Here is a 23,481-nt window from a genome sequence, read left to right on the forward strand (position 1 = left end):
CCCGCACATAGTTTAAAAGTAATCTTTTACGAAAAACTTTTTGTTATACTTTATTTTGAAAGCATTCAACAAGGAGGGGTCAACGTTGATTTTAAGGGTTAATCTGAATAATCGAAAGGTAACTGTAGAACCTGTTGCTGAGGATGTGTTGAAGCTTTTTATAGGTGGTAGGGGATTGGCCGCAAAGATACTTTGGGATGAGGTCAAGGATGTCGATCCACTTTCAGCTGAAAACAAATTGGTAATCGCAGCTGGTCCCTTCAACGGTTTGAGAACTCCCAGTGGTGGAAAGCTAGTTCTTGCAGCTAAAAGTCCTTTAACAGGTGGATATGGGGATGGAAACATAGGGACTTTGGCATCTGTTCATCTGAGAAAAGCTGGGTACATGGCTTTGATTATCGAGGGAGCTTCGGAAAAACCAGTTTATCTTTATATAGAAGATGATAACGTAAGCATTCTAAGCGCAGAAGGGCTTTGGGGGCTTGACACCTTTGAAACAGAACGAAGACTTAAACAAATTTACGGTGAAAATGTTGGAGTTCTTTCCATAGGACCAGCGGGAGAAAACTTGGTGCGCTTTGCCGTTGTTATTTCCCAAGAAGGTAGAGCAGGTGGTAGACCTGGTATAGGTGCCGTTATGGGAAGTAAGAAACTCAAAGCCATAGTGATAAAGGGAACCAAGGAGGTTCCTGTTGCAGACAAGCCTGCTTTCGATAAACTTACGCAAGAAGTTTTCCTAAGGATACCAAAACTTGCGGGCTATCAATTTTGGATGAGACAAGGTACAATGGCAACTTTGGAATGGGCTAACAAAAATAAAGCTTTGCCTGTTCGCAATTTCCTCCAAACGAAGTTTGAATACTCAAGAACTGTCGATGGATATGCGATGGAGGCAATGAAAGTTAAAAAACGCGGTTGTCCAAACTGCAACATGATTTGTGGCAACATCGTTCTAGACAAAGAAGGAAAAGAAAGCGAACTCGACTATGAAAATGTCGCAATGTTGGGTCCGAATATTGGTATACCATTCTTGAATCAAGTGGCTGTTGTCAATAGATTGGCGGATCAGTATGGCATGGATACAATTTCGCTTGGAGCAGTTTTGGCTTTCGCTATGGAGGCTGCTGAAAAGGGATACATAAAGGATGCTCCAAAATTCGGCGACTACGAAAAAACAATTGACTTGGTCACGAGGATAGCCTACAGGAAAGATGAATTGGCAGATATTCTTGCCGACGGTGTGAAAATAGCTTCTGAAAAGTTGAATTTGCAGGATTTGGCGATGCACGTAAAAGGTCTTGAAGTTTCCGCTTACAATTGTTACATTTACCCAGCCATGGCCCTTGCGTACGCCACTTGTTGTATTGGAGCTCATCACAAGGATGCTTGGGTGATAGCTTGGGAGATTGGTACATCACCATTGGAGGAATCTTCTGAAAGTAAGTATGAGATAAGTTACTCTCCACAAAAAGCTTTGAAGGTCGTCGAACTTCAGAGAATACGTGGTGGGCTTTTTGAAATGCTAACTGCCTGCAGACTTCCTTGGGTGGAATTGGGGCTTGAGCTAGATTGGTATGTGAAAATACTCAATGCCATAACTGGTTGGAATTATTCGATGGAGGATATTTACAACGCAGCAGACAGGGTATATTCTTTGATCAGATGCTACTGGGTCAGAGAATACAAAGGAAACTGGGACAGGAAGATGGATTATCCGCCGGAAAGATGGTTCACGTTGGATGTTGAGGGTAAAAAGTTGGATAAAGCAGAATACGACAAATTGCTTGGTGAGTATTACAAAATAAGAGGTTGGAATGAACGTGGCATTCCAACGAAACAAACCCTTCAAATGCAAAAGTTGGATTTCGTAATACCTGAAATCGAAAAATATCTTTGAGTTTTCGAGGAAGTAACATGAGCTTAACTCAGCGTAGAAAAGAGTATTGTATCTTTTTCTCTGCCGATTGGTTATAGGGTTATTGACATTCGCTTCTTGGTAGCGTATAATTTTTGAGGCTGTGGGCCAGCGTAGCTCAATCGGCAGAGCGGCTGACTTGTAATCAGCAGGTTGGGGGTTCGAGTCCCTTCGCTGGCTCCAGCATAATTAAAGTGGTGAGGTGCCCGAGCGGCCAAAGGGGGCGGACTGTAAATCCGCTGGCGGAACGCCTACGGAGGTTCAAATCCTCCCCTCACCACCAGAAGAGAGGTGTAAACTGTGAAAATCAAAGTTGCTTTGAAATGCTCTGAATGCGGCAGAAGGAATTACTACAAAGACAAAAACAAAAACTCGAAAGTGAAGTTAAGCCTTAGGAAATATTGCCCGTTTTGCAACAAACATACTGTTCATAACGAAGTGAAATAACGCGCAGGGCCGTAGCTCAATTGGTAGAGCACCGGTCTCCAAAATCGGGGGTTGCGGGTTCGAGTCCTGCCGGCCCTGCCAATTTGTTTAAAATCGCGGAGGGAATAAACAATGGAGAAGATCAAGAAATTTTTCCGAGAAGTATTCGCTGAAGCGAAAAAAACAAAATGGCCCACCAGGAAGGAGCTCGTTACTTCCACGTCGGTTGTTTTAGTTATCCTCCTTGTAATGGGAGTTTATTTTTTTGTACTTGATTTGCTGCTATCAGGAGCGATAAGAGCTCTTTTAACTGCACTTGGCATAAGGTGATAGCCGTGAGAAAAAAGTGGTACGTGCTTTGGACAATGGCAGGTTTAGAACAAGCGGCAAAGGAACATCTCGAAGCTAAAATAAAGTCTGCGAAAGCAGAAAGATTGTTTGGTAGGATCGTGATCCCAGAGGAAGTTATAATTGATGCCACGTCAAAATCGCTTAAGCGAATCACTGTTTCGCCAAACGCCAAACTTTATGTGAAAAATGGTTCTGACGTTAACAAAGGAGACTTACTTGCTGAAGAACCGCCAATTCATGCCAGACACAGTGGAACCATAGTTTCCGTGAGAAACTATCGAAAAGTCACAATTGAAACGATAGACAAAAAGTATTCGAAGACTTATTATCTTCCGGAAGGTTCAAAACTCGAAAGCGGAATAAAAGTTGGCGCTAGAATACGTCAAGGCATGCCCTTAACCAAGGATTTAGAAGTTATTTCTGAGATAGATGGAAAAATTGTTGAAAATGAACGAGTAAAAAGGGTTGAAATTCAGCAGGAAAACGGTGAAATAGATGTTTATCACATCCCAATTCAAGTTTTTGATAGCGAAAAGGTTTATAAAGGAAAACACGTTAGAAATGGTGAGCTTCTTGCTGAGGGTAGGAAAATTTACGCTCCATCAAGCGGAAGAGTTGAAATAGCAGACCTTGGTACCAGAAAAGAAATAAGGATTGCAAAAACTCAACGAAGAAGGCTTTTTCCAGGTTATATATTTGTTGAAATGATAATGAACGACGAAACTTGGCAATTTGCCAGATCTGTACCTAACATCATCGACTTTGTTTCATCGGGTGGACAGCCTTTGGAACTCAAACCTAAGGAAGTTAGAGCTATTTTAAGATTAGCAGGTTTGGAATCCTATGAAGAACGTGCTAAACCTTCCAAGGTCGAAATCGATTTCCAAGTTGGAGATGTGGTGAAAATAATTTCTGGTCCATTCGAAGATTTTGCTGGTGTTGTTAGAGAAGTTGATCCCGAGAAACAAGAGCTGAAAGTTGCTGTTACCATATTTGGAAGAGAAACACCGGTTGTTGTCAAAACATCTGAAGTTGAGAAAATAACGTAAGTGGGAGGGGCTTTCCCATACCACACAAGGAGGTTAGTTCAAGATGGCGAAGAAAGTGGTAGCTGAGGTTAGGTTACAGCTTCCAGCTGGTAAAGCTACACCAGCACCACCAGTTGGACCAGCTTTAGGTCAGCGTGGAGTAAACATAATGGAATTTTGCAAAAGATTCAACGCAGAAACAGCTGACAAAGCCGGAATGATCTTGCCTGTCATAGTCACAGTCTATGAAGATCGTTCATTCACGTTTGTTGTAAAAACCCCGCCGGCATCATTTTTGCTGAAGAAAGCTGCGGGTATTGAAAAGGGGTCTGGTGAAACGAAGAGAAAAACCGTTGGTAAGGTTACCAGAAAGCAAATAGAAGAAATAGCAAAAATAAAGATGCCTGATTTAACGGCAAATGATTTGGAAGCAGCAATGAGGATAATTGAAGGTACTGCAAAAAGTATGGGCATAGAAATCGTAGACTAAGGATTTCAGCTTCTGAGAGGAGGAGGCACAATGCCGAAACACTCCAAAAGGTACGAGGAGATCAGGAAAAAAGTTGATAGAAACAAATACTATAAACTGGATGAGGCCATAAAGCTCGTGAAGGAAACTGCGACTGCAAAATTTGATGAAACAATAGAGCTTCATTTAGTTACAAACATTGATCCAAAGAAAACAGAACAACAGGTTCGTGGTACCATAGTGTTACCGCACGGTACGGGTAAACCAGTTAGAGTTTTGGTCTTTGCAAAGGGTGAAAAAGCAGAGGAAGCAAAAAGAGCTGGTGCTGATTATGTTGGCGGCGAAGAACTTGTTGAAAAAATTGCCAACGAAAACTTCACAGATTTTGATGTGGCAATTGCCACACCCGATATGATGAAGGTGATCGGTAAACTTGGAAAAATTCTGGGTCCGAAGGGTTTGATGCCGTCACCAAAATCTGGAACGGTAACGAACGATATAGAGGCAACCGTTAAAGAGTTCAAGGCTGGTAGGATAGAAATCAGGAATGATAAAACTGGATGTATTCATCTTCCAGTTGGTAAAAAATCCTTTGATGATTCTAAACTAAAGGAAAACATAATAGCAGCTTATTCTCAGATTCTTTCGATGAGACCTTCTGGAGTTAAGGGACAGTTCATAAAGAAAGCAACCATTTCATCGACCATGGGAGTTGGAATAAAATTGGATTTGGCGGATTTGAACGCCGCAATTAGCAAGGCGGCTTAATAGTACAATGAAAAAGTTAATAACAGAAAGCCTGAGAAAGTAGGTTTTGTTAATGAGGGTTTTTTAAAAACCCCGCCTACAGAGGCAGTATTAGAAGCACTTTGTGGTGCGGGGTCTCGGTTTGAAAAAGAGACCCTTTTCTTTTGAAAGGAGGTGTAGGATGCTAACAAAGGAGCAGAAAAAGCAGTTGGTAGAAGAGTTAACCAACGATTTTGCAGCATCGTCGCTGATCTTATTTATCAGTTTTGCTGGTTTCAACGTCGCGACGATGCGTGAAATAAGACGAAAAATTTACGCAAAATACGAGAATGCCGCAAAACTTAGAGTGGTCAAGAACACACTCGCACGCATTGCCTTAAAAAACGCGGGATACGATGAAAAATCATTTGGTTCATACCTATTTGGTCCAACTGCGGTTGTGTACGTGAAAAGTGACGATCCAATCGAAGCCATAAGAATTATGAACAACTTTGCTAAAGAAAGAAAACAGGAAGGAATTTTCAAAGGAGGATTCTTGGAAAGGAAACCGTTCACAGGCGATCAAGTACCAGAACTAGCTAATTTGCCAAGCAAGAAAGAGCTTTACGCTATGGTTGTTGGAAGATTGCAAGCACCTATTTCTGGTTTGGTTTATGTGTTGAGTGGAACGATGAGAAAACTTTTGTATGCTTTGAAAGCAATAGAGGAAAAGAAATCTCATTCTTAATGGAGGTGTGAAGAAATGACGATTGAACAGATTGTGGAAGCTATTGAAAAATTGACAGTAGCGGAACTTGCTCAGCTTGTTAAGGCTCTTGAGGAGAAATTTGGTGTCACCGCAGCTGCTCCGGTTGCAGTGGCAGCGGTTGCTGGTCCCGCGGCGGCTACGGCTGCACCTGAGGCTAAAGCCGAGGAAAAGACAGAATTTGACGTCATACTCAAGAGCTTCGGTGCAAACAAAGTTGGAGTTATAAAAGTTGTAAGAGAAATAACTGGTCTTGGTTTGAAAGAGGCAAAAGATTTGGTTGAAAAAGCTGGAAGTCCAGATGCGATAGTTAAGTCAGGAGTTCCAAAGAACGAAGCAGAGGAGATAAAGAAAAAGCTTGAAGAAGCAGGCGCTGAAGTTATATTGAAATAATGTAAATGTTTTTTCTACCTTGGAAAGGATGTGTATCAAAACCTATACCAGCTGTGCTGGTATAGGTTTTTCTGTGTTATTATAATAAAGTGACCCTACATTTGTACTCTCACGAGGAGCTCCTTCTGGCAATTTTTAGCGTGAAATAAGTAGAGGTGATGCGATGAAATTGGTTCGATATGGTAGACGCGAACGTCTCAGCTTTGGTCGCATCCAGGAAGCCATACCGGTACCCGACCTTTTATCCATACAAAAGAACTCCTACAAAGATTTCCTGGAAAATGGTTTGCTCAGAGTTTTGAAAAAATTCTCGCCGATAACTTCATTACCCCACAAAGGTGATCTAAAGCGTGGGGAAAAAGGTTTTGTACTTGAATTTGTTTCGACACGCGTTGGCCAACCAGATCGAACTCCTGAGGAATGCAAAGAAAAGGGTTTAACTTACTCCGTACCTGTTTATGTCTTGGTTAGAGTAACTGATATGAGCACTGGGGAGATAAGAGAAGAAGAAGCTTTCCTTGGTTCTATTCCATACATGACGCCAACAGGAAGTTTCATAGTCAACGGTACGGAGCGAGTTGTGGTAAATCAGTTGGTTAGAGCACCAGGAGTTTATTTCATAAGTGAGTCTTCGAAAACACACGTTCAAGAGCAAATTTACGTGGTCCATTTTCTCCCAGCAAGAGGTGCGTGGTTGGAAATATTGTACAATCCATCGGAAGAATTGTTCTATGCAAGAATAGATAGAAGAAGGCGAATCAATTTGTTCTTGTTGTTCAAAGCAATAGGTTACGAATCCGACTTGGAAATATTGGATCTTTTCCCTGACTATGTAGATGCGGAGGACGAGTACAGCCTTGAAACAGCTCTGGGGTCAATAATTCTTGAAGATATAATTGTCGATGGAACAAAAATTGTGGAACGTGGTCAACCGCTGACAGCAGAAGCAATTGAAATTATAAAGAACACGAAGATTAAAACCATCAAAAGAACACATCCTGCTGCACAAAAAACTTTGGAAAAGCTCAGAGATGCTCACGGAGATGTTGATTCTAACAAAGCCTTCATAGAAATCTATAGAAAGCTCAAGCCAGGAGAAATTCCAAGGCTTGCAACTGCAAAATCCTACCTTATGGGATTGTATTTCACCAACGAGCGATTTGAGTTGACCGAAGTTGGAAGATATAAGATTAACAAAAAGCTGACGCAAGCTTACAAAGATTATTTGGTGCAAGTCAAAAATGTTCCAAAGCGTGAAGTGGAAAAGGTAGAATACAATGTTGATCAACTTGTACTTGTGCCTTTGGATATTGTCCTTGCAACCAGGTATTTGTTGGAAGTTAGCAAAAATCCGGAAATCATGGATACAAAAGATCACCTTGGAAACAAACGTGTTAGAACTGTTGGAGAGTTGATTGAAGTCGAACTAGAAAGGGCTTTAGCAAAAGCGCAGAAAACGATACAGGAACGCTTGGCAATTTACGACTCGCTGGATAAGATCCCAATTTCAAACTTGATAAACATTAAAACAATTATTTCCGGAATACACCAGTTCTTCGCGACAAGCCCGTTGTCACAGTTCATGGAACAGGTTAATCCGCTTGCCGAGTTGACTCATAAAAGACGCTTGACAGCCGTCGGACCCGGTGGATTGAAGAGAGAGCGTGCACGCTTTGAAGTCAGAGACGTCCATCATTCGCATTACGGAAGAATGTGTCCAATAGAAACACCCGAAGGTAGCAACATAGGTCTTATAACATCCTTGGCTGTTTACGCTGGTATTGATAAATATGGATTTTTGGTGACTCCTTACAGAAAAGTGGTCGACGGAAAAGTAACTGATGAAATAGTTTATCTAACAGCCGATGAGGAAGAACATTACAACATAGCTCCGTGTACTGTAAAATTGGATGAAAACATGAGAATTGTTGATGAAAAAGTCCCAGTTAGATACATGGAAAAGCTCCAATACGTTGAGAGAGAAAAAGTTCAGTTCATGGACGTTTCAACAAAACAAATTATCAGTGTTTCCACAGCTTTGATTCCATTCTTGGAGCATGACGATGCCAACAGAGCTCTCATGGGTTCGAACATGCAAAGGCAAGCTGTACCTCTTCTGAAAACAGAAGCCCCGTTTGTTGCAACTGGCATGGAGTACGATGCAGCCAGGTATTCTGGATACGTTGTTATTGCAAAGCACGACGGAATAGTTAAAAAAGTTGACGCAAGGAGAATAATCATTCACAGAACCGATGAAAAAGGCAATCCGATTTATCAAAACGGTAAACCAGTTTTGGATGAGTACAGATTGATGAAATTCGTCAGATCTAACCAGGATACCACCATAAATCAGCGTCCAATAGTCGACGTAGGAGACTTTGTCAAAGCAGGAGATGTCATTGCCGATGGTCCAGCAACTGATATGGGAGAACTTGCACTTGGAAGAAATGTCTTGGTTGCGTTCATGCCTTGGGAAGGATACAACTTTGAGGACGCCATATTGGTTAGCCAAGAGCTTTTGGAAGAAGATACCTTTACTTCAATTCACATTGAGGTTTACGAAACACAGGTTCGCGATACAAGATTAGGCCCAGAAGAAGTTACTGCAGACATTCCAAACGTTTCGAAAGAGCAACTTAGAAGCCTCGACGAGAATGGCATAGTCAGAATAGGAGCTTATGTTGGGCCTCAGGACATTTTGGTTGGAAAAGTTACACCGAAGGGAGAGGGAGAAACAACACCAGAAGAGAAAATAATAAGATCCGTTTTTGGTGAACGTGGAAAAGATGTCAAAGATTCCTCTTTAAGGTTGCCGCACGGTACGGATGGAAGAGTAATAGATGTGAAAATTTTCGACAAAGAAGAGGGAATAGATCTTGGTCCAGGCGTTAACAAACTCATCAAGGTTTACGTTGCGAGCAGGAAAACATTAGAAGTAGGAGACAAATTGGCTGGAAGACACGGAAACAAAGGTGTTGTTTCTATGATACTTCCAAAGGAAGATATGCCTTTCTTACCGGATGGTACCCCAGTTCAAGTTGTCCTTAGTCCACTTGGAGTCCCATCGAGAATGAACCTTGGTCAAATTCTTGAAACTCATCTTGGATGGTTGGCAAAGCTGACCAACACTTGGTTTGTGTCGCCGGTGTTTGATGGTGCAAAGGAAGACGAAATCCTTCCGTGGCTTTACAAAGAAAGAAAAGCTGTTGGACTAGAAGCAGGAGACGATGAAAACAATCCAAGTGGTAAAGTGATATTGAGAGACGGTAGAACCGGTGAGCCTTTCGCCAATCCCGTTGTGGTAGGTTACATGTACATCATGAAGCTCATACACATCGCAAAGGATAAAATACACGCTCGATCCACTGGTCCTTACTCGTTGATACATCAACAACCTTTGGGAGGAAAGGCGCAGTTCGGTGGTCAAAGATTTGGTGAAATGGAAGTTTGGGCTCTTGAAGCTCACGGTGCTGCTCATACGCTCAACGAAATGTTGACGATTAAATCCGACGATATAAGAGGTAGAAACGAAGTTTACAAAGCCATCTTAAAGGGTAAAAACATCCCTGAACCTGGTATTCCAGAAAGCTTCAAAGTTCTTGTGAAAGAGCTAAGGGGATTGGCACTTGACGTGAGAGTGTACGACGAAGATGGAAATGAAATCGATATTGACTCAATTTAATTGAATCTTCAGGGAGGGAAGATTGATGGCGATTTCGACTTTCAAAAGAAAAATTGCCGCTGTTAAGATAGGTGTCGCCTCCCCAGATGTCATCCGAAGCTGGTCTAGTGGAGAGGTAAAAAAACCAGAAACGATCAATTACCGTTCCTTCAAGCCGGAGAGGGACGGCTTGTTCTGTGAAAAAATATTCGGTCCCACAAAAGACTATGAATGCGCCTGCGGAAAGTACAAAGGCAAAAAATATGAAGGTACAGTTTGCGAAAGATGTGGAGTGCGCGTCGAATCGAAAGAAGCAAGAAGAAGACGAATGGGACACATTGAATTAGCCGCACCAGTTGTTCATATATGGTACTTAAAAAGCAGTCCTAGCATAATCGCCACTTTGCTGAACATGAACATACGTGATTTGGAAAACATAACTTACTATGGAAGCAAAAGAATAATAGAAAAGTTCTACTTGGTCACAGATCCAAAGAAAACGAATTTCTCGAAGGGCGATGTGCTCTATCAATCTGAATACGAAATATACAGTAGGGCTTTAGACTTTGAAGTTGAAAGAGCAGTCAAGATTAAAAATCCAAAGGCTCCTCTTGTATCGGACATAGATGGTGAAGTCAAAATCAAGGTTGAAAAGACACACACAGGACGAGAGATAACTTGGATATATGTGAGACGTTTGCATAAAACACCAATACAACTTCAGCCTGGAATGATTCTCCTTGTCAAGAACAATCAACAAGTTCGCAAAGGACAGCTTTTGGTTTCTGAAAAGCAGATTCCAGCCTTTTATGCACCGTTTGATGGAACAGTTGAAATAGATGAGCTGGCCTCGGCATTGACTTTGAAACCCTTGACAACCAGTAAAGAGCAGCCTATCACAGTTACCATTCCTTATTGCGTGAGAGTTATGGCAAAAAATGGTGCAAAAGTGAAAGCTGGTGAACAACTCTTATCCGCTGGACAAATTCAACCTATAGAGTGTCCAGAGGATGGTACGGTTGTCTTCGGAAAAGATTTGAACGTCAAGCCGCTTGAAGATGGAACATACGAAGTTTTGTCGGCAGGACAGATCTTCGTTGAATCTTTGATTGAAGAAAGAGCCTACCCTGTTTTTGAAGGAGCTTTCATCCAGGTAAACGATGGCGACACCGTGAAGGCAGGAGACTATCTTGCAGAAAGATTTCTCTTCGAGGACGAAATTTTGACAATGACTGAATACAAAATCTTCGAGCAACATTATCCTGGACAATTTTCGATTGAAGTGGAGGAGGAAAATGACAAAGCTATAGTTGCGATTACCGAAATAGACGAGGAACTATCGAAGTTAACAGGTTTGCAAGTGGGATCTATAATCACCGAAAATGAGTATGAGGCTTACAAAGAGCTTTATCCTGGAAAGATCGAAGCTCACTACGGTGCAGCGGCAATCAAAAAATTGCTGGAGAAAATTGATTTGGAAAAACTCAAAGCTCAAATCGAAGCAGAGTTAGCTTCCACACCAAGAAGCAGTGGAAGAGCTTTGAAGCTTTTAAGAAGGTTGAAGATCGTCAAAGATTTGATAAAATCCGGGACAAGACCCGAGTGGATGGTGCTCGAAGTTCTGCCGGTTATTCCACCAGATCTAAGACCAATGATTCAGATAGACGGTGGCAGATTTGCCACAACAGATTTGAATGACCTTTATCGTCGCGTCATCAACAGGAACAACAGATTAAGGAGGTTCTTGGAAATTGGAGCACCAGAGATAATAGTTAGAAATGAAAAAAGAATGCTACAAGAAGCTGTTGATAGTTTGTTGTACAACGGTAGAATAGGAAAACCTGTGACTGACAGGAATGGCAGGCCGCTTAAATCACTCACTGACCTTGTCAAGGGTAAAAAAGGTAGGTTCAGAAGAAATCTTCTAGGTAAAAGGGTTGATTACTCTGGTAGAGCAGTTATCGTTGTAGGACCAAATTTGAAGATACATCAATGCGGCTTACCAAAGAAAATGGCAATGGAGCTCTTTAAACCGTTCGTGTACGCAAAACTGCTTGAAGGCGGAATAGATTCCAGTAAATCGAGAAAAATGAAGAGAAGAATAATCGAAAAAGAAATGCCGGAAGCTTGGGACGTGCTTGAGGAAGTTATAAAAGGTCAATTGGTTCTACTCAACAGAGCACCGACTTTGCACAGAATGTCAATACAAGCGTTTGAGCCAAAGTTGATAGAAGGTAACGCCATACAGTTACATCCACTTGTTTGCCCACCGTTCAACGCAGATTTTGACGGAGACCAAATGGCCGTTCATTTGCCGTTGTCTGCTGCAGCTCAAGCTGAGGCAAGGTACCTTATGCTTTCACGTTACAACATAATTTCTCCTGCTCATGGTAAACCCATTTCGATGCCGGGTAAGGATATAATAGTTGGTCTTTATTATCTAACAGCTGTTGGAAAAGATTTTGAAAAAGTCCAACCAAAATTCAAATTCAGTTGTCCTGAAGAGGCCATACTTGCTTATTCTTTAGGTTACGTTGGATTGCACGAACCTGTACTTGCAAAGGTAAAAATAGGTGACGAAGAAAAAATTGTCAAAACAACCGTTGGAAGAATCATCATGAACGAAGTGATCCCGCCTGATCTGCGTGATTATTCAGCAACTTTTGATAAAAAAGTGATAAAGAACGTTATTTACGATACCTTCAAGAAACATGGTGTTGAAATGACCGCAGATCTTTTGGATGCCATGAAGGATCTTGGTTTCCACTATGCTACTTTGTCGGGTTTGACAATGTCTCTCAAAGATTTGGTCATATCTCCTTTGAAAGACAAAATAATCGAAGAGGCCAAAAAGAAAGTGGATTACATTGAACGGCAATATCAAGAAGGATTCCTTACCTACGAAGAAAGATATCAAGAAATCATCAAAGTCTGGTCGAAAGCCACAGAACAAGTTCAAAAAATAACCTATGAAGCACTAGGAGAAGATCCGTTCAATCCAGTTTTCATGATGGTCAACTCTGGAGCAAGAGGTAACATTGACCAGGTAAAGCAGCTTGCTGGAATGAGAGGTTTGATGGCTGATCCAGCTGGTAGAACGATAGAAATTCCTATAATATCCAACTTCAGACAAGGATTGTCAAGCATGGAGTTCTTCATATCAACACATGGTGCAAGAAAGGGAGCTGCTGACACAGCTTTGAGAACTTCGCAAGCCGGTTATCTGACCCGCAGGTTGGTTGATGTTGCACAGGCAGTTGTGGTTTCAACGACTGATTGCGGCACAGAAGATGGCTTGAAAGCAATGGAACTGGTTAGCATTGATAATCTCACCGTTCAAAAACTCAAGGACTTTTTGTTCGGTAGAGTTTTGGCAAAAGATGTCGTTAATCCGTTGACTGGTGAGATAGTTAAAAATCCAAAAACCGGCAAAGAGTATGTGAGAAACACCATGCTATCCGATGAAGATGCCGAATTTTTGGCCGATTACTCATTGGTTGTACCGGTTTGCGAGGAAAAAATCTTGGATTTACACAGCCTTCAATTGCCACATGCTTATGCTGAGATCGCTGAGGATATCTTTGCACCGGATGGAACACACTTTGAAGCTGGTACAGAACTTACATGGGAAGTGATCAGAGTAGCAAGGAATGCAGGCAAGAAAGAGTTGAAGGTGAAGGTTTACCCAGTGGTCGGAACAGTTTGTTTAGAAACAGTTTACGATAGCAAGAAGAGCAAGCAACTTACGGTCTATCAAGAAGAAATAGACGAAGTAATTGCGAAGGTTTTGGAAGAAAACAACGTTACGCAACTGAGAGTTAGACCTAACATTTACGTTCGCTCTCCATTGACTTGTACAGCTGAAAAAGGCGTTTGCGCTATGTGTTATGGTATGGATCTATCCAGCCACAAGATCGTTAACGTTGGTGAAGCCGTTGGTATAATCGCAGCTCAATCGATAGGAGAACCTGGTACGCAGCTTACCATGAGAACCTTCCACACTGGTGGTATCGCCACAGCAGCTGACATAACTCAAGGTTTGCCACGAGCAGAAGAGCTGTTCGAGGCTCGCAAAAAACTAAGAGATCCAGAAGCAGCATTCAGTTTGGTTACCGGTATCGTGAAAGACATTAAAGAAGTTGATGGCAAAAAGAAAATCTACGTTGAGGATTTCTCAGGTCAGATTCACGAATACGAAGTTCCAGAGAAAACGAAGGAACGCGTTAAACCAGGCGACAAAGTCCTGCCGGGTACTCAACTAACAACTGGATCTATAAGACTTAGAAAACTTATGGACACACTAGGTGTCGAAGCAACGGCAATGTACTTGCTTAGGGAAACCCAAAAGGTTTACGTAGAGCAAGGTGTCGAAATACACGACAAGCACTTTGAGATTATAATCAGACAAATGCTTGGAAAAGTTGAAGTAATTTATCCGGGTGATACAGATTATCTACCTGGTCAGTTGTTACCGCTCATTGAGGTTGAAAAGATAAACAAAGCAATAATCGAAGCCAATGCAGAAGTGCAAAACAACAGAAAACTTGTGATAGGAAAAACTCTTGCCAAGAAAATCGTTGCAAAAGTTGGAGATTCCATTGAAGAAATAGCACCTGAGGGTGCGGAGGTTACCGAAGAGATTTTGGAAAAAGCCATCAATTTTGGCGTCAAAGAAATAAGCGTCTACGAAAAAGGTCGCGTTGAGACCTACCAGATTCTGCCCAAGGAACCTATTCAATACAGAAGAAGAGTTTTAAGGATAACAAAGGCATCTCTTGAACAAAAAGGTTGGTTGAGTGCAGCTTCGTTCCAGCAAACGCCACAGGTACTCACTGAAGCTGCAATAGAGGGTCGTATCGATTATCTAGAAGGTCTTAAAGAAAACGTGATAGTTGGTCAATTGATTCCTGCTGGAACTGGACTTGAAATCTTTGCCAACATACAAATCGAAGAAACACCCAGAGCAGCAGAAGCGGAAAAACTTGCTTGATTAAGATTGACGGGGGCTTAAAGCCCCCGTTTTTTTTAGAATTTAGAATATATAGCACCATGTCCAAATACCGCTGTTTTGAAAACGAAATTTTTTCCTAGGTTTTTTGCCGAAAAGCTTTTCCAAATTTTCCTTAGAGGTTATAACGCAGATGGTTGAATGTGGAAAAACAACGAAAAATCTTGCCAAATTTCTGTAGAATTTGTTGTCAATTCCCTCTATTCGTAAGCCGTACGGGGGATTCGTAACAACGTGAACAGATTGATCAAAAGGATCGAGTTTGAAAAAATCTTTCTTTTCAAAACGAATAAAATCAAGCACACCTGCTCTTGCTGCATTTTCCTTTGCCACTTTTAAAATTGTTTCGTCAATGTCAAAACCCATCGAAACAGTTTTTGCCTTTACAATTTTTCTTTCAAATTCATCCAATTTAAAATTTGAAAACATTGGCCATTTTTGAAAAGCAAATTCGCGTTTGTTGTTCAAAATTCCAAGAGCCATTCTTGCCGCTTCTATTGGAATTGTTCCACTTCCACAGAATGGATCTACCAGTAACTTTTTCATATCCCAACCGCTTATCAAAAGTAAAGCCGCTGCTATTGTTTCTCGCAAAGGTGCAACGGATGTCTTAATTCTGTATCCCCTTCTGCTCAACGAATTTTCTCCTGTTGTATCCAATGCTAGCTCAACAACGTTGTTTTTGATGTACACATACAAAGGATACTTTATAGCGGCCTGGTAGGATGAGTTTATTTTTTGATATATAGCCTTTTTAACCACAGAAGCAACGGCGCCCGTTGCGGAAAGTTTTGAAGACCTTATCTTCACCTTCTCAACAACAAGTTCTGCATCTTTGTGGACAAAGTTTTCCCAAGGTAGAGAATATGTCCCATCGAACAGTTGATCAAAAGTTGTTGCCTCAAATCTTCCAACAGATATAAGCAACCTGTCGACGCTGTAAAGTGAAATGTTTAACCTAGGTATGTCCTCAAGCTTTGCGTCAAAATAAACGTGACCAGCTGTAACTTTCAAAATTTTGTATCCCATTCTTTTGAGTTCCAAGCATGGGGCTTGTTCAAGTCCAGCAGAACAAAGAGCCAACAATTCCATATCCTGCTCACCGTTCGTTTTTTTAATTTAAACTCTAACCCATAGAATACCATAACTTTTGCTTTCATACAGTTCGTTAGGCTAATTTATCATGGTACAATTTAAAACGGAGGTGATTTGCTTGCTTGAGCAAAGTTTGGTTGAGAAAGTTATCGATTTTGGCTTGAAAAAGGGAGCGGAGTTCGTTGAAATCTTTGTTGAAGACAAGTTTGAAACAAAAATGACCATGATCGAGGGTAGGGTGGAAGCAGCAAGTAGCGAAAGAATATACGGTTTGGGTTTGAGACTTTTTGGCGAAGATCAACAAGTTTACGCTTACACAAACGATTTCTCCGAAGACAACCTGCTCAAAATGGTCGTTAGACTAGTTGATGCTTTGAATCTCAAACCAAAAAACAACGTGACGTTGAACATGTCAAAAAGTGAGATTCAAAACAGACATGTTATTTTCTTCTACCCCAACGAAGTTTCCAAATCGGAGAAAGTGAGGATTATGAAACTTGCCCACGAGGGCGCAAAAGGTTTTTCCAATCTGATAACACAAGTTGTGGTTAGATATTGGGATTACGACCAAAAAATTTTCATCGCAAATTCAGATGGGTTGATGGTTGAAGATAGAAGAATAAAAACCCGCTTGATGGTTAGCGCAGTTGCTTTTAAAGATGGGGAACAGGAATCTGGTTTTTACGGACCCGGTGCAAGCATGGGCATAGAATTTTTCAACTTTGTCAATCCGTTTGACATAGGAGTAGAAGCGGCGAGGATAGCCGATCGAATGGTTAGGGCTGAACATGCACCTGCAGGAAGAATGCCTGTGGTGATAGCCAACGAGTTCGGTGGGGTGATTTTCCACGAAGCTTGTGGTCATGCTTTGGAAGCAACTTCCGTTGCAAAAGGAGCCTCTGTTTTTGCAGGCAAACTTGGTCAAAAAGTTGCAGCTGAATGTGTTTCTGCCGTTGACGATGGGACCATTCCAAACGCTTGGGGTTCATCAAACGTGGATGACGAGGGAATTCCAACTCAAAGAAATGTGTTGATAGAAAATGGTATTTTGAAAAATTATCTGGTCGATCGATTCCACGCCAAGAAGATGGGATTAAAACCAAACGGTTGTGCAAGAAGGCAAGACTATCGATTTGCTCCAACTTCAAGGATGAGCAACACTTTCATACTTCCTGGAAAATACTTGCCAGAAGAAATAATTGCGGCAACAGACTGTGGCTTGTACGCCAAGAGAATGGGGGGAGGATCGGTTCATCCAGCAACTGGTGAATTCAACTTTGCGGTCATGGAAGGATACCTGATAGAAAAAGGAAGGATAACCAAACCTGTTCGAGGTGCTACTTTGATAGGAAAAGGCATAGATGTGATAAACAAAATAGACATGGTTGCAAACGATTTGGCTCGTGGTCAAGGTATGTGTGGTTCTATCTCCGGTTCTGTTCCAGCAGATGTTGGTCAACCGACGATCCGCGTAAGTGAATTGATAGTTGGGGGGCGAAGTAAATGAAGATTGAACAGTTTAAGGAAAAAGTTTTTCATTATGCTAAAAACGCCGGATTCGACGATTGTGAAATTCTCATGGTAAGATCACGGGAATTTGGAGTTATTGTCAGCAAACAAAATATTGATAATTATACCGACGCGGAATCTATAAAAATCCATTTCAAAGGTTTAAAAGATGGCAAGGCGGCTTTTTCTTCAACCGAGGTTTTGGACGAAGAAAGCGCAAAGTTTTTGGTGGAAAGTGCGCTGGAGAATTTCATTGTAACTGATACGCTAGAGCAGGACGATATATACTTTGAAGATCCTAAAAATTACAAAACGTTCAAATATTTTGATAAATTTGAAACCATCAGCGTAAGGGAGAAGATTGAAATAGCAAAGGAAATGGAGCAAAAAGCCCTCGCATTTGACAGCAGGATAAAATCGGTTATCATGAGTGCGTATGAACACCAAAGAAACGAAATATATTTGGCAAACACAAAGGGATTGGAATTGGAAGAAAGTTACGGCTTCGGTGGGGCTTTTGTGTATCTTTTTGCTTCGGATGGTCAAAAACCCAAACGTGGTTTTAAAGCCGTTTTTGGTGAAACACCCGAACAAATTGACGTTGAAAATGCTGTTCAAGAAGCTTGCAAGGACGCTATTTCGCAACTTGGTGCTGAAAGTGTTCCGTCGGGTAAGTACAAAGTCTTACTTCGTCGTGACGCGCTTACGAGCTTGTTTTTTGCCTTTCTTTCGATGTTTTCAGCCGAAAACGTTCAAAAGAATCTTTCTCCGTTGAAAGGAAAGCTTGGGGAATTGATTGCAAGTTCTAAGCTTTCTGTCAGCGAAGATCCTAACCACCCTATCATTCCGGTGAAAAGATCTTTTGACAACGAAGGAGTTCGAACGACAAGAAAAACTTTCATTGAAAACGGCAAGCTTACCACTTACTTTCATTCTTTAAAATCTGCGAAGAAAGATAACGTTAAGCCGACCGGAAACGTCTTTGCAACAAGGTGTCAGCCTTTAACTGTCGTAGTTCATGGGGGAGACAAGAATTTTGAAACCCTTATTTCGCAGATTGATCGTGGTTTACTCATAATTGGTCTTGATGGATTGCATTCTGGGGTGAAAACCGTTTCTGGTGATTTTTCGCTTGGCGCAATTGGGTATTTAATAGAACATGGAAAGATTTCAAAACCAGTTGAGCAGATAACTGTTGCTGGTAACTTCCTTCAAATGTTGAAAGATTTGGAAGAAATCGGGTCAGATTGCGAGTTGACACAAGTGAACGCAGTTTTTCCATCCGTTTTGATTTCTTCGCTTGATATCGCTGGCTTGTAGCTAGACATAGCCGGCTTTTAGCCGGCTATTTTTTATTCTTTAAGCTCAAGAGCTCGTACGCGAATGGTTTTCTAATACTAATGATTTTCATTTTCCCAAGGATTTCCGCAAGGTTTGCACCGTCTACCAATATGTTTATTTTGTTGTCAAAACGGGAAAGAAAAGGTAAATTACTCAAGTGTTTTTCAGTTTCAGCCTCAAGCGTTATGACATACATGTTTGACGCAAAAAGGGTAGACATTTCTTCTTGGAAAACGACGGTACCGTCCTTCAAGCAAACAAGATAATCCGCCAACAAAATGTCATCATATCTATGAGAGGTAAATATGACTGTTTTTCCTTGATTTTTGAACCTTGAAAGTATTTCGTACAATTTTGTGCGTGAAAATTCGTCGAGTTCATCCGCGGGTTCATCCATGATCAAAATCTCAGGATTACTCAAGGTGGAAATGGCGATGCTCAACCGTTTTTTTAACCCTTTCGAAAGTTTTTTTACAGGTAAATTGTTTGGCACGTTATACTCTTCCAGAATGTCCAGAGCATTCACTTTTACATTTTTGGTCTTGGCGAAAAACTTGATGTTTTCTAAAGGTGTGAGTTCTTCGATTAAAATTGGGGTTTCGGGACAAAAACTTAAAAGTTTTCTGGCTTTTTCTGGACTACGGACAACATCTATTTCGTCGAATCTCAGCAAACCCTTGTCAGGCTTCAAAATCGTAGCCAAAATTTTCAAAAGAGTAGTCTTACCCGCACCATTTTCACCAACAACTGCAACACATCCCGATGCGGAAAAAGAAACCGATTTCAAAACAGTTTTTCCAGAAAAGGATTTTTGAATGTTTTCACAAATAATATTCACTTTATCCAGCACCTACACTATTCTGATCGGCATTACGATGTACAAGTATCCAGAAACGTCCACTGGATTTATTTGCAGAGGACTTGTACTGTCAACAAAGTTTAGTTCCACTTCTTCAGAGTCGATGTGTCTTAGGGCTTCTATCAGGAACTTCGGGTTGAATGCTGCCAATATGTCTTCCCCATCTTTTCTCACATCTATTTCCTCTTGAGCTTCTCCGTAATCTGGGCTTCTGCTGCTTATCCTTAGAATGTCTTCTGTAACGTCAACTCTGATCGATTCAGTGCCTCTTTTTGCTATGACCAATGCTCGCTTTAAAGCCTCCACGAGTTCATCAGTACTAACTACGACTTTTGTTTTAAAAGCTTTTGGAAGGACCTTTTTGTAATCGGGGAACTCTATTTCGACGACTCTTGCAGTCATCTCAATGTCATTTGCCAGAATCGAAACGCATCTGCCATCGTACAGAATTTTCAATGTTTGTTCTTCATTTTTACTTGCCATGCTCAAAAGTTCTCGCATGCTTTTTAACGACAACAGAAAGCTAGTTTCATTGTTTGAAATCACTCTTTCTTCGGCTATAGCCAACCGAAAACCATCTGAAGCAACTAGTCTCAAAAGTTCTCTTCCAACTTCCCAGAAGACTCCGTTCAGGTTTTTCATGAACTCGTCGGTTGCAGCACAGAAAATAACCTTTTCAAGCATCGAAGCCAGTGTGCTTGCATCAATTTGGATTTCCGTTCCACCTGCAGAAGCCTCAAGGTCTGGAAATTCGGATGGATCAACTGTGGGGATTTTGAACTTGCTTCTACCGCACGTTACGGTTACACTTTCTTCCGAAAGTGTAAATTCAGCCGTGGTTTCGTCTGGGAGTGTTCGAACTATTTCGTTTAAAACCTTTGCATCAACGGCGAATTTTCCTTCTCCTTCGCTTTCACATCTCAACCTTGCTTTTATGCCAGATTCCAAATCCGTTGCGCTCAAAAACACCTCTCCGTTTGACAACTTAAACAAAATACAAGAAAGGATTGGTTTAATTGTTTTTGAGGGTACAATTTTTGAGACAATTGAAACCTTTTCTGACAATTGCGATACATCAACAGATATTCTTGGCAAGTTGAATCCCTCCTTTGCATAATATATATTACCAGATAACAACGTTTTAGATTAACCTTTCACCATTCATCACTCTTTCAAGTTCCTTTCTCCCAATGAGTATAACTTTTTTGATAAAGGTTGTCTCTTCGATTTTCCGAGCATATTCTTTCAAACTATCGCTCAACTGTGTGTTTGTAACCAAACCGATCTCCGTTGCTCCGTATATCATTGCAGCTGCAAGAGCTTCATCCAAAGCTGTTGTCGAAGGCGTAGAGGACAAATACTTTGCTTGGAGTACCACCATAGAACCTCTTTTTTGAACTATTATGTCCGCTCCAAAATCGTGCGTGCCTTTTGTCGTTGTAACTTTATAACCGCATTTTTTGAACAATTCAGCAACGAATTTTTCAAATTCCCATCCGTTGTTCAACCCTTTTTCCAATTTCTTTCTAAAATTTTTGATGCGCTTTTTACGCGCAAGATAAGTGGCAATTAAGATCAAGCCAAAAAGTCCCAGCAAAAATATCAAAACTATTTTTATCCAATCCATAACTTGATCTCAACTCCATGCACATGGCGGTTTTTACTGGCCAACATCAGCGCTCGGTGAGCATGAGTTTTTATATCATTGCAGTAAACGCAGAATTGCTCAGCATTGTTCAACGCCGATATTGCCAAACCTTTTTTCACTTTTTCAAAGTCAACAGATTTGTTATCAAGCAGCACTACCTTTTTTTTCGATCCTTTTTTGTAAACGGCAAGGACTGCACCATCAAGGTCAATCCTGGTTTGCTGTAACCAACCTTCTTTTGCCAACCTTTCAAGAACATTTTTTTGCAAATTCTTCCATTTTGCTATTCCATTTTTTGCTATTTTTCTCAACGTTAAGGAAAGAATTATGAAAACTACTAACTTTAACCACACCATCGTTACTTCACCACGTAATTGATTTTACATCCAACGATGGTAAAATTTCAAAGGAGGATGTTATGCGCAATACAAAAGCTTTGTTTATGTTTATCGCTTGCATTTCCTTTCTGATGTTGCTAATATTGGCGATTTTGGCGGTTGTAAGCATAAAAAACTTGCTTTTTGTTTTGTTGCCGTCAAAGATTGAGCAAAATCCAATTGTAGTTTTGCTTGTTGGTACTGATCAGGTAATTCAAGGTACGGTGAGAACCGATGCGATAGTAATAGCAATTGTGGATCACGTGAACGCTAAGGCTGTACTTACGAATGTTCCCAGAGACCTGATTTTAGGCGGTAGCAAGATAAATTCTGTGTATCAAAAGGAAGGAATACAAGGTTTGATAAAAGTACTTCAGCAGTTGCTGAAAATCGAGATCAACAGGTATGTGGTGGTTGATTACGAAGTGTTTAAGTACCTTGGTGATAAACTTGGTCCAATAGAAATAGTTGTAAAAGAATCGATGCACTACGAAGATTCGGTGCAAAATCTTTCAATTCATTTCGAACCTGGTGTTCACAAAATGAAAGGAGATCAATTGCTTGCTTACATAAGATATCGAAAAGACAGCATGGGAGATTTGGCAAGAATAGAAAGACAAAGGGAAGTTTTGACTAAGCTTGCCAACAAAGCGCTTTCTCTGAACTTTCAAACCTTGCAAGAAGTAGTTGCCTACGTGCTTACAAAAGTCAAAACCGATTTTAAGCCAAGTGAGATCTTATACTTAGGTTTAGCCTTCAAAAGAAAAGGCCTTTCACTGAGTTTTGTCAACTTTCCTTACGCAATCACAGAACGCGGCGAAGTCGTTTTCGATGAGAAGAAGTTACAAAACTTCAAAGATCAGATAACTTTTGCAGAGTATCAAAAAAGTGATGAGAGAGTAAATGTACTGATTTTAAATTGCACACCCGACAAATCACGCAATTTTTTGTCGAGAACTTTGAATCTTTGGAATGCTTCGGTTGGTTTTTCACCGGAATTTGTAATATGGGAAGATATAGGAATAAACTATCAAGAGGATGTGGTTTTGATCCTTAATGCTTCAAAAGCTTCTAAAATCGTGGACGTTCTGAAAAAAGTTTATCCTGAGAAAAACTTTAGATCAATCAAATCTGCTGATGCTTTAAAAGAATACTTCGCAATCATGGATAAAGCTAGTCAAAATCGTATTTACTTAAAGGGAAATACAGATGCAGTGGTAGTGGTGACCAAATGAAGTACGAAAAGTTGCACGAATGGAACGTTTCTGTTGAAGAAGCGATAAAAATACAAAATCAACTTCGTTCAAAGATCAAGTTGATGCCCTTGAAAGAAGAAAAGATCAGATACGTTGCAGGCGTGGATTTATCGTTTCCAGAACCAAACTTGGGATATGCGGTTATCGTAGTGATTGATCTTTTCAATATGAGTATAGTTGAGAATGTTGCAGCAAAGGAAAAGGTTGTATTCGATTACATACCGGGTTTGCTTGCCTTTCGCGAAGGACCTGTTTTTCTAAAAGCTTGGGAAAATTTGAAAACAAAACCAAATTTGGTTGTCTTTGACGGGCACGGTATAGCTCATCCAAGGGGATTAGGTATAGCCTCCCACATGGGGCTTTGGATAAATCTTCCAACTATCGGTGTTGCAAAGTCAAAATTGTATGGTTTTTACAAAGGTTTGCAACAAGCCAAATGGAGTGAGGTACCGCTTTTAGACCCTTCTGGAAACCAAATAGGAATAGTCATTAGAACAAAGGAAAATGCCGACCCAATCTTTGTTTCGCCAGGACATCTATGCGATTTAGACTCCGCTTCTAAAATTGTGAAAAAGATGTGTCTTGAAAACAACAGGCTACCTGAACCAACAAGATTAGCTCATCTTCTCACCCAAAAAATTCACAGGAGGTGA

At 40.9% G+C, this 23,481-nt stretch carries 19 protein-coding genes and 3 tRNA genes; 17 read left to right on the top strand and 5 right to left on the bottom strand.

Annotation, left to right across the window (positions count from 1 at the left end; genetic code table 11):
* Positions 1-85: 85 nt before the first annotated feature.
* From THETH_RS04320 to THETH_RS04380, 13 genes are all read left to right on the top strand, one after another.
* A complete protein-coding gene (locus THETH_RS04320; protein WP_041446396.1) occupies positions 86-1,897 on the top strand; it encodes an aldehyde ferredoxin oxidoreductase family protein in 1,812 nt (603 codons plus the stop codon).
* Between the two features lie 125 nt (positions 1,898-2,022).
* Positions 2,023-2,098: transfer RNA gene (locus tag THETH_RS04325), tRNA-Thr, on the top strand.
* 13 nt (positions 2,099-2,111) lie between these two features.
* A tRNA-Tyr gene (locus THETH_RS04330) sits at positions 2,112-2,198 on the top strand.
* 17 nt (positions 2,199-2,215) lie between these two features.
* On the top strand, positions 2,216-2,362 hold the full coding sequence (gene rpmG / locus THETH_RS04335) for a 50S ribosomal protein L33 (protein ID WP_013932160.1): 147 nt from the start codon (positions 2,216-2,218) through the stop codon (positions 2,360-2,362).
* A gap of 5 nt (positions 2,363-2,367) precedes the next feature.
* Positions 2,368-2,443: transfer RNA gene (locus THETH_RS04340), tRNA-Trp, on the top strand.
* Positions 2,444-2,473: 30 nt separating this feature from the next.
* Positions 2,474-2,671: a preprotein translocase subunit SecE gene (secE, locus tag THETH_RS04345; RefSeq protein WP_013932161.1), complete on the top strand. Its 198-nt coding sequence runs from the start codon at positions 2,474-2,476 to the stop codon at positions 2,669-2,671.
* A 5-nt stretch (positions 2,672-2,676) separates the two neighbouring features.
* Positions 2,677-3,741, top strand: coding sequence for a transcription termination/antitermination protein NusG (nusG, locus tag THETH_RS04350; RefSeq protein WP_041446570.1), 1,065 nt, complete (start codon positions 2,677-2,679; stop codon positions 3,739-3,741).
* Between the two features lie 43 nt (positions 3,742-3,784).
* Positions 3,785-4,210, top strand: coding sequence for a 50S ribosomal protein L11 (rplK, locus tag THETH_RS04355; protein WP_013932163.1), 426 nt, complete (start codon positions 3,785-3,787; stop codon positions 4,208-4,210).
* 30 nt (positions 4,211-4,240) lie between these two features.
* Complete coding sequence (gene rplA, locus THETH_RS04360; RefSeq protein ID WP_013932164.1) at positions 4,241-4,957, top strand: 50S ribosomal protein L1; 717 nt, start codon at positions 4,241-4,243, stop codon at positions 4,955-4,957.
* 160 nt (positions 4,958-5,117) lie between these two features.
* Positions 5,118-5,663, top strand: a complete 546-nt coding sequence (rplJ, locus tag THETH_RS04365; protein WP_013932165.1) for a 50S ribosomal protein L10 — start codon at positions 5,118-5,120, stop codon at positions 5,661-5,663.
* Between the two features lie 15 nt (positions 5,664-5,678).
* Positions 5,679-6,074, top strand: a complete 396-nt coding sequence (gene rplL, locus THETH_RS04370; RefSeq protein WP_013932166.1) for a 50S ribosomal protein L7/L12 — start codon at positions 5,679-5,681, stop codon at positions 6,072-6,074.
* 163 nt (positions 6,075-6,237) lie between these two features.
* Positions 6,238-9,756 (top strand): DNA-directed RNA polymerase subunit beta, encoded by a 3,519-nt coding sequence (rpoB, locus tag THETH_RS04375; protein WP_013932167.1) that lies wholly within the window; start codon positions 6,238-6,240, stop codon positions 9,754-9,756.
* A gap of 25 nt (positions 9,757-9,781) precedes the next feature.
* Complete coding sequence (locus tag THETH_RS04380) at positions 9,782-14,725, top strand: DNA-directed RNA polymerase subunit beta' (RefSeq protein WP_013932168.1); 4,944 nt, start codon at positions 9,782-9,784, stop codon at positions 14,723-14,725.
* Positions 14,726-14,767: 42 nt separating this feature from the next.
* On the opposite strand, the gene THETH_RS04385 is transcribed toward THETH_RS04380, so the two are convergent.
* Positions 14,768-15,835, bottom strand: a complete 1,068-nt coding sequence (locus THETH_RS04385) for a THUMP domain-containing class I SAM-dependent RNA methyltransferase (protein ID WP_041446397.1) — start codon at positions 15,833-15,835, stop codon at positions 14,768-14,770.
* A 121-nt stretch (positions 15,836-15,956) separates the two neighbouring features.
* Between THETH_RS04385 and THETH_RS04390 the strand changes: the two genes are divergently transcribed.
* A complete protein-coding gene (locus THETH_RS04390; RefSeq protein WP_013932170.1) occupies positions 15,957-17,345 on the top strand; it encodes a TldD/PmbA family protein in 1,389 nt (462 codons plus the stop codon).
* Positions 17,342-18,667: a TldD/PmbA family protein gene (locus tag THETH_RS04395; RefSeq protein ID WP_013932171.1), complete on the top strand. Its 1,326-nt coding sequence runs from the start codon at positions 17,342-17,344 to the stop codon at positions 18,665-18,667. Before THETH_RS04390 ends, THETH_RS04395 begins: the two co-directional genes overlap by 4 nt.
* Before the next feature lie 25 nt (positions 18,668-18,692).
* Here THETH_RS04395 and THETH_RS04400 read toward each other — a convergent pair whose 3' ends face one another.
* Genes THETH_RS04400 through THETH_RS04415 form a run of 4 tightly spaced genes read right to left on the bottom strand, consistent with a single transcriptional unit; the run spans position 18,693 to position 21,551 of the window.
* The gene (locus THETH_RS04400; RefSeq protein ID WP_013932172.1) at positions 18,693-19,526 is read right to left on the bottom strand and encodes an ABC transporter ATP-binding protein; all 834 of its coding nucleotides are present in this window, start codon (positions 19,524-19,526) and stop codon (positions 18,693-18,695) included.
* 12 nt (positions 19,527-19,538) lie between these two features.
* On the bottom strand, positions 19,539-20,642 hold the full coding sequence (gene dnaN / locus THETH_RS04405) for a DNA polymerase III subunit beta (RefSeq protein ID WP_013932173.1): 1,104 nt from the start codon (positions 20,640-20,642) through the stop codon (positions 19,539-19,541).
* 46 nt (positions 20,643-20,688) lie between these two features.
* Entirely contained in the window at positions 20,689-21,174 is a 486-nt protein-coding gene (locus THETH_RS04410) for a restriction endonuclease (protein ID WP_013932174.1), read from the bottom strand.
* Entirely contained in the window at positions 21,162-21,551 is a 390-nt protein-coding gene (locus THETH_RS04415; protein ID WP_013932175.1) for a hypothetical protein, read from the bottom strand. Before THETH_RS04415 ends, THETH_RS04410 begins: the two co-directional genes overlap by 13 nt.
* A gap of 62 nt (positions 21,552-21,613) precedes the next feature.
* On the opposite strand from THETH_RS04415, the gene THETH_RS04420 reads away from it, so the two are divergent.
* On the top strand, positions 21,614-22,807 hold the full coding sequence (locus THETH_RS04420) for an LCP family protein (protein ID WP_013932176.1): 1,194 nt from the start codon (positions 21,614-21,616) through the stop codon (positions 22,805-22,807).
* A complete protein-coding gene (nfi, locus tag THETH_RS04425) occupies positions 22,804-23,481 on the top strand; it encodes an endonuclease V (protein ID WP_013932177.1) in 678 nt (225 codons plus the stop codon). Before THETH_RS04420 ends, nfi begins: the two co-directional genes overlap by 4 nt.

This window comes from Pseudothermotoga thermarum DSM 5069, assembly GCF_000217815.1.
In the GTDB taxonomy this organism is placed as follows: domain Bacteria; phylum Thermotogota; class Thermotogae; order Thermotogales; family DSM-5069; genus Pseudothermotoga; species Pseudothermotoga thermarum.